The organism is Billgrantia bachuensis (assembly GCF_011742165.1).
GTDB lineage: Bacteria > Pseudomonadota > Gammaproteobacteria > Pseudomonadales > Halomonadaceae > Halomonas > Halomonas bachuensis.
In genome coordinates this window covers 1-4,474 of the sequence record NZ_JAAQTO010000019.1, presented here as the reverse complement: position 1 = coordinate 4,474, position 4,474 = coordinate 1, and the positions used below count along the sequence as shown (strand labels likewise).

Below are 4,474 nucleotides of genomic sequence, written 5' to 3'. Positions count from 1 at the left end.
CAGGGCTCGAGCGCACCCGGGCCTTTCGCGAACTGCGCCTCACCGCCCACCTCCACGCACGGGGCCTGCCGGTGCCGCGACCGGTGGCAGCCAGCGTCACTCACCACGGCCTGACCTATACCGCGGCCCTGATCACGGTGCGCATCGAGGGTGCCCGCGCCTTGGCGGAGCGCCTTGGCGGAGCCGAAGCGACACTTCTCGAACGGGTCGGCGCCACCGTGCGCCGCTTTCATGAGGCCGGCCTCGATCACGTCGACCTCAATGCCCGCAACCTGCTGGTGGACGCTCAGGACCAGGTGTGGCTGATCGACCTCGACCGCTGTCGGCTGCGCGCAGCGGGACCGTGGCAGGAGGCCAACCTCGAGCGTCTCGGTCGCTCGCTGGCCAAGTTCGATGCAGAAGATGCCCTCGCACTCATCCGTCAAGGCTATGCCGCCGAGGCCTGACCCGGCCTACCACACTCGGGCCGCTCCTAAGTCCCAACAGCGTGCCCCACTATTCCGGCATACTCATCGGTCAAGGCACGCACATGTGCCCTCACGTCGAATTGGCGTTCGGCCCGGCGCCTGGCGGCTTGGCCGAGCCGGCGCCGCAGCACTGCATCCCGGCCGAGTTCCGCCATGGCCTCGGCCCAGGCCTGCGGCTCCTCGGACGCAGCGAGGCGACCGCAGTCGGCCTCGAGCAGTTCGGGAATTGCCCCGCTATTCGCTCCAACGATTGCCTTCCCGGCAGCCATGGCCTCGACCACGGTCAGACCGAAGGCCTCATTGCGCGAGGGCACGCAGACGATGTCCAGCGCCTCGAAGAGGCGAGGAAGGTCGGAGCGAAACCCGGTGAAGGTCACGTCCTTCTCCAGCCCCAGCTCGGCGACCCGCTCGCGAAGCCTTCCCACATAGGCCTCGTCGCTGCCCTCGCGCGCCGTCAGGCCACCGATCAGCACGCCATGCCAGGCCAGGTCGGGTGCAATCGCCCGCAGTCGGGCCAGCCCCTCCAGCCAAAGCGCTTGCCCCTTGCCTGGCGTCAATCGGCCAGGCAGGCCGATCGCTACCTGATCGGGGGCGAGAACCAGCTCGCGGCGCAGCGACTCCCGTGCCGCCTCATCCAGCCGCGGTACGTACGGCGACAGGTCAACGCCCAGGTAGAGCCGGCGGATGCGTTCGGCAGGCAGCGGAAAGGCTGCCAGGTTGCGCGCGCGCGTCGCCTCGCTGATGGCGAACAGCCGCGTGACGCGACCGTAGGCCCAACGATGATAGAGATCCTTCTTCGGCCGGGTCACGCCCATGTGGTCGGTGAAGAAGAGCTTGAGCCCCGGTCGCAGGCTTGCCAACAGCGCCCCCAGGCGTAGGTCGCTGGACTTGTGGCAATGCAGTACGCCGACGGCGTGGTGCTTCAGATAGGCCAGCACGCGCCCCACCTGTAGCAGCGCCCGGCCCCGTGAGGCCATCGTCAGCGGCTCGATGCCGGCGGCCGACAGGCTGGCGGCCACCCGCGAGCCGGCCAGCGCCAGACCGTGGGGCTCCCACCCCTGGCGTTGCAGCTCGGGTATAATCCGCGCAGGATACATTTCGAGTCCGCCCCAGCCATCCGAGAGGCAGATGTGCATGACCTTGTGCGACAAGGCTGTCTCCTTGGTATCGATCAACCGGGGCTCGGGAGCCCAGATGACGTCTTCTTCCTCCGTGGCCGGTCGCCACGCAACGGATCCGCCGCCGCATATCCTGGTGGTACGCAACGACAAGCTCGGCGATTTCATGCTCGCCTGGCCGGCACTCGCCTGCCTCAAGGCCGGCGCTCCCGAGGCACGGATCAGCATACTGGTGCCGAGCTATACGGCACCGATCGCCCGGCTGTGCCCGTGGATCGACGAAGTGATTCTCGACCCTGGCGGCGATGCCGGAAAAAAAGAACAGCGCAAGCTGCTCGCACGGCTGCGCAGTGGACACTTCACGTCCATGCTGACGCTGTTCTCCACGCCACGTATTGGCTGGCTGGGCTGGCGTGCCGGTATTCCGCACCGCTTGGCGCCTGCCACCAAATGGGCGCAGTTATTCTACAATCATCGCATCGTTCAGCGCAGGTCGCGCTCGGCCAAGCCGGAATATCAGTACAACATCGAACTCGCCGAGGCCCTGCTCTCGTCCCTTGGCCGCAAGGCCGAGCCGCGTCCGGCCCCGCCCTTCTGGCCGCTGCCGACCGGGGCCGCGGAAGCCCAGCGCGAAGCGATCGCTAGCGAGCTTGGCCTCGATGCGGCGCGACCGTGGCTATTTCTGCATGCTGGCAGCGGCGGCTCGGCGGTCAACCTGACGGCTGATCAGTACGCCGAACTGGCCACCCGCGTCGACTCGTGCCTGGCTCATGAGGGGATTCGTCCCCACTGGCTGCTGACTGCCGGCCCCGGGGAAGAGCGGATAGCAAGCGACCTGTGCATCGCGCTTCGCGCCGAAGACCTGCACGCCGACGTGCTGCCGCCGCGCAGCGGCATTGACGAATTTGCACTGACACTAGGCGCCGCCGACCTCTTCATAGCCGGCTCGACCGGGCCGCTACATATCGCCGGCTGCCTTAACCGACCCACAGCGGGTTTCTACCCCGCCCGGCGCTCGGCCACCCCGTTGCGTTGGCAGACCTGCAATGACGAGTCGCGCCGGCTCGCCTTCAGCCCGCCCGAGTCGGCAGGCGAGAGCGAAATGTCGGCCATCGACCTGGCCGCTGCCGCCGCAAGCATTGCTACTTTTCTCAAAACCTACAGGGCTCGAGGCCATACTTTATGAGGCCCATTACCGGCTTGGTCATCACCTTGAATGAAGCACAGCATATCGGGGACTGCATAGACTCACTCACCCGTGTATGCGACGAAGTCATTGTCGTCGATTCGCTCAGCCAAGACGACACCGCGCAGGTCGCCAGAAGCAAGGGCGCCAGGGTTCTTTTCCAGGAGTACTTGGGCGACGGACCGCAAAAAGCATTTGGTGTCCCTCAAGCAAAGCACGATTGGATTCTGGCTCTTGATGCCGATGAGCGCCTGGATAGTGACGCCGTTGATGCAATTATGGCGCTTCCCCTGGATGACCCATCCGTAGCTTACAGCTTTAGACGCAGAAATTTCTGTGGACCCCACTGGATCCGAGCGGCCGGATTTTATCCGGACGAGGTAGTGAGACTCTACAACCGGACCACGAGTGGCTATCTGCCCAAAAAAGCCCACTCATCCGTCCAAGCACCAAAATATGTGCGAACGCGTGCACACATACTTCACTTCACTTATGAGAATTTTTCTCATTGGATGCAGAGAATCGATCAGCTATCGACTCGGGATGCGTGGGCAATGAAAATGAAGGGCACGCAACCATCTGCGATGCGCCCAGCAAGACACGCCATGAGCGCGCTTGTCCGCAAGTTGATATTCAAGGGCGGCATGTTCCAAGGAGGTGACGGTTTCACTGTGGCAGTAACGACGGCTTTTCATGCATACATGAAGTACGCCAAGCTTAACGAACTCTACGAAAACGAAACCCGATCCAAAGGCCACGAAATTTAACCATGTATCCGCCATACCTAAAGCTTTTGTGACGCATGGCTTGGTAAGCTATTGGACGAATTCAATGGAAGAATCCACCAAATGTCGATCCCGTCCAAGCTCCTCGAGCTGGCTCGCCCGCGCTGGCTGTCGCTGCTGATCATCGGACTCTGCCTGGGCTATGCCATCACCGTTCTTACCTGGGTGCCCCAGTGGATGCTGCCCCTACCGGCACTTGCTTGGATGGGATTGGGCGCCGCCTTCCACTGGGGTGCGCCGCGCTCGGAACCTCGTGCAGCGCTGGGTCGCCGGTGGCCCTGGGCACTGCTTCCCATCGCACTGTGGGGGCTTTATCTCTATCTTGCCGAGAGCTTCGGCATCGTCGACCTGAGCGCGGTATTCTTCCACCTGCAGGCCGGCATGGCCGACCACGGCGGGGTCAGCCGCATCGGCGCAGCGTTTTTCTACACCCTTTCGATGGCCGCATTGCTGGCTTCGTTCATCTGGCTGGTACGCAATGATCATCGCTGGCGCCGCGGTGAACCGCTGCTGGCCATCGTGCTGCTGGTGAGCAACCCCCTGTTGTACGGCGTGGGCCAGCGCGGTGCCGCCATCGTCACCAAGCCCGGCGCTTGGCTAGAGCGCCATTACGTCGAGCCGATCCTTCTTGAATCGCCCCGGGATCCGCCCAACCTGCTGCTGCTGTATCTTGAGAGCATCGAGCGCACCTATGCCGACCGCGAGCGCTTCGGCGATGCTTACGCTGACCTGGACGCCATCGGTGAGCAGGGTCTGGTTTACGAAGGTATCCGTCAGATCGACAATACCGGCTGGACCATGGCCGGTATGATCGCCAGTCAATGCGGCACGCCTCTCATGCCGGCCGGTCTGCTGCATGACCGCCAGTTCTCGCCACTGGAAAAGGTCGTGCCCGGCGTCGATTGCCTCGGTGACCTG

General features: G+C 63.8%; 4 protein-coding genes and 1 pseudogene. 4 read left to right on the top strand and 1 reads right to left on the bottom strand.

From position 1 onward, the window contains the following. Window positions 1–446: 3-deoxy-D-manno-octulosonic acid kinase (locus tag HBJ55_RS08510; protein WP_167113041.1), on the top strand; the 446-nt coding region annotated here is incomplete at its 5' end. A 26-nt stretch (window positions 447–472) separates the two neighbouring features. On the opposite strand, the gene HBJ55_RS08505 is transcribed toward HBJ55_RS08510, so the two are convergent. Then, a complete protein-coding gene (locus tag HBJ55_RS08505; RefSeq protein ID WP_240936037.1) occupies window positions 473–1,618 on the bottom strand; it encodes a glycosyltransferase family 4 protein in 1,146 nt (381 codons plus the stop codon). A 43-nt stretch (window positions 1,619–1,661) separates the two neighbouring features. On the opposite strand from HBJ55_RS08505, the gene HBJ55_RS08500 reads away from it, so the two are divergent. From HBJ55_RS08500 to HBJ55_RS08490, 3 genes and pseudogenes are all read left to right on the top strand, one after another. Continuing rightward, a complete protein-coding gene (locus HBJ55_RS08500; protein ID WP_167113039.1) occupies window positions 1,662–2,771 on the top strand; it encodes a glycosyltransferase family 9 protein in 1,110 nt (369 codons plus the stop codon). Further along, entirely contained in the window at window positions 2,768–3,538 is a 771-nt protein-coding gene (locus tag HBJ55_RS08495; protein WP_167113037.1) for a glycosyltransferase family 2 protein, read from the top strand. Before HBJ55_RS08500 ends, HBJ55_RS08495 begins: the two co-directional genes overlap by 4 nt. An 81-nt stretch (window positions 3,539–3,619) precedes the next feature. Continuing rightward, window positions 3,620–4,474: pseudogene (locus HBJ55_RS08490) on the top strand (sulfatase-like hydrolase/transferase); the annotation flags it as partial.

Coding starts and splice junctions, on each gene's coding strand:
- HBJ55_RS08500 (WP_167113039.1), top strand. CDS start 1,662: ATGACGTCTTCTTCCTCCGTGGCCGGTCGCCACGCAACGGATCCGCCG.
- HBJ55_RS08495 (WP_167113037.1), top strand. CDS start 2,768: ATGAGGCCCATTACCGGCTTGGTCATCACCTTGAATGAAGCACAGCAT.